Raw genomic sequence first — 2,644 nt, 5'->3', positions numbered from 1 at the left:
CTTGGACTAGATAAAATTGTCCGTCTGCTTCAAAATAGGCGTAGAGGGTGGGAATTTGGGGGTGATGTTCCCCTAATTCTTCTAGGATAGCGGCTTCTCTGGCGAAGCGATCGCAGACTAACTGATACACTTGAGGATCAGGGGTGACAGGTTTGAGTAGTTTGACCACACACCGACGATGAGATGGCATTTGGGTATCTTCTGCTAAAAAGGTCTCGCCAAAGCCACCACGTCCGAGAGAGCGTATAATATGATAGCGATCGTTTAACAGGGTTGAGGTCATTCTCATTTAGATAGGTGGGAGTTGTTCTTAATATACTCTAAGAGATTAGACACCCTTAAATTTCAGTTGGCCAAACTTGTCCCAAACGATGGGTTTCTGCTTTGGCCGCATTCAGTAAGTCTTCCCATTGATCGGGAGGATTTCCCTGTTCTAACATAGCTTGAAAGATGTTATAAGCATCAGTCTTACTCCCATAAGACCGTTTAGATTTCTCGTCATTAACCCAAGCATACACAATAATTTGACTGGCTTGATGATAGCGAAAAAATAACCGATACTGCTGAAAAAATTTAGCTCTAAACCAATGCTTGTAATCCTCTCCCAGTGTCGTACCTTGGCGATACTTCTTACGGGTTGGGTCTTGGGGAATTTCTTCAAAGGCAAGTTTTACGATCGCAGCTAACCGTTTTGTCGCATTTTTCTTCTTGTAGTCTTGAGGATATTTTTCCTGCACGCTCTCTACTTTCTTGAGCAATCCCTCCAATTGATTAAGAAAAAGAGGATGAGCAAATATCGTCCACCCATTAATCACAGGGGGGTCAGACACAACTATTCATCCTCCTCTAACAGGGGAGCATCTAAATCAATCTCAACATCTGCAACTAACGATTGAAGATGATCAATGAGATCAGAACTTATCCCTTGTATGTTCTGCGGATTTTGTTGCATATCTTGCACTAAGAAATCCAGAAACTGCTCCAAGATGGGATCGCTTTCTCGGTCTTCAGGATTAAAGCGAGAAATGACCACTTGACCATCCTCTTGGACTGTATAAGTAATTTTATCCAACTTCTTTAAACCAAGCACTTGACGAATCGGTTCAGGAATCGTGGTCTGATAACGCTTGGTTAGTTTGGATTGTACCTTTGGCGTTTTCATTGCCACTATAGTTAATTTTGTTTTTTTTGGATTAAATATATCTTGACCTATCACTAAGGTAATATAACTACATTGTTAAGTCAAGAGGGGTCAGTTATTAAACTACAAAAAAATCTGTACAAAAAAATCTGTTTTTCTATTTTTTGGATTATTTCTTTTCGTGAATCAACCAGTTATTTTTATTTTCATCCCAAATTAAATAAATCATCGGCTTGGTATCTTTAAAATCATTGCCTTGTTTCATGATATAATATAAATCTGCTTTGACCACTGCTCGTTCTGGGGTTAAATCCACTAAATCAACTGCACCAATATTAATTTCTTGGACTTTATTCCACCAATTCGTATATCCCGTATAACCTTGTGAAATTCCCTGAAACTTAGTAGAAAGCCGTTGCCACGTTACTTCATACTGACGCTGATTTAATAACAGATAATGATTTTCGACAAATTGAGTGGGAGAGGAACGTTCAATCGTTGGTTGAGAGGGAGGGGTTTGGGGTTTAATGACGATGGAGGGAGATGGGTTGGGGGTAGCTTGGGAGGGAGTTTGAGACGTGGGAGGAGGAGCATTTTCTGCTTGTTGAATAGCAGGAGAATTAGAGGGTTGAGGAGATGATTCTGGGTTGGTTGTTTCGGAGGTGGAGTTGGATTGTAAGGTGTTAGTGAGTGCAAAACCGCCAATAATTCCTACTGCAAGGAGTCCTCCTATAATTAAGCTATTTATCAGATTAGGAGAGGATTTTGGAGAGGGTTGGGTGACAACCGTTTGGGGGGTAGAGGGAGGAGAACTGGGAGAGGGGGAAGTTACAGTGGGGAGAATATTGGCATTTCTATTATAGAGTGCATCGAGCATTTGTTTGGCGGTGGCAAAGCGTTCTCGTGGATGAGATTGAATAGCTTTGTCGAGAATTTCTGCTAAAGTAGGAGAGACGGTGACTGCATATTGTCGCCAAGTAATTTCCCCCGTTAAGTGATCACTCTCTAAGTCTTGAGGGACTTTTCCGGTTAATAAGTAAATTCCAGTGAGTCCTAACGCATATAAGTCACTAGAAAACACCGGACGACCGACATTTTGCTCTGATGGCATAAATCCAGGAGTCCCGATTACAATGGAACTGGTAGGACTCCCTGATGGGGTGGCTACTGTCCCCATGGTTTCTCGGACTGCACCAAAGTCAATTAAAACGGGTTTGCTGTTGCCATGAGGCAAAATAATATTATCAGGTTTAATATCGCGGTGAATAATTTTGCGACTATGTACATAGTCTAAGATGGTCAAAAGTTCGCTGAGAAGTTCTTTGACACTACTTTCGCTAAATGTTCCTTGTTGTTGGATTCGTTGGGTGAGGGTGTCCCCTTCAATGTATTCTTGGACTAGATAAAATTGTCCGTCTGCTTCAAAATAGGCGTAGAGGGTGGGAATTTGGGGGTGATGTTCCCCTAATTCTTCTAGGATAGCGGCTTCTCTGGCGAAGCGAT

Annotated in this window: 3 protein-coding genes and 1 pseudogene; all 4 read right to left on the bottom strand. The window is 41.7% G+C overall.

The features are described from left to right. A pseudogene (locus PN462_RS22080) lies at positions 1-283 on the bottom strand (hypothetical protein); the annotation flags it as partial. A gap of 55 nt (positions 284-338) precedes the next feature. Beyond that, on the bottom strand, positions 339-836 hold the full coding sequence (locus PN462_RS22075; RefSeq protein WP_443029257.1) for a type II toxin-antitoxin system YhaV family toxin: 498 nt from the start codon (positions 834-836) through the stop codon (positions 339-341). Further along, positions 833-1,162 carry a type II toxin-antitoxin system PrlF family antitoxin gene (locus PN462_RS22070; RefSeq protein WP_272131012.1) on the bottom strand — a complete coding sequence of 110 codons (330 nt, stop codon included), beginning with the start codon at positions 1,160-1,162 and terminating at the stop codon, positions 833-835. Before PN462_RS22070 ends, PN462_RS22075 begins: the two co-directional genes overlap by 4 nt. Positions 1,163-1,310: 148 nt before the next feature. Beyond that, positions 1,311-2,644: serine/threonine protein kinase (locus tag PN462_RS22065; protein ID WP_272131011.1), on the bottom strand; the 1,334-nt coding region annotated here is incomplete at its 5' end.

Origin of the sequence: Spirulina sp. CS-785/01, assembly GCF_028330525.1 — a bacterium.
GTDB lineage: Bacteria > Cyanobacteriota > Cyanobacteriia > Cyanobacteriales > Spirulinaceae > JAQMSD01.
This window is presented reverse-complemented; position numbering and strand designations above follow the sequence as displayed.

Bases quoted from the DNA above. Each gene is read 5' to 3' on its own strand.
- PN462_RS22070 (WP_272131012.1), bottom strand. From the start codon at position 1,162: ATGAAAACGCCAAAGGTACAATCCAAACTAACCAAGCGTTATCAGACC.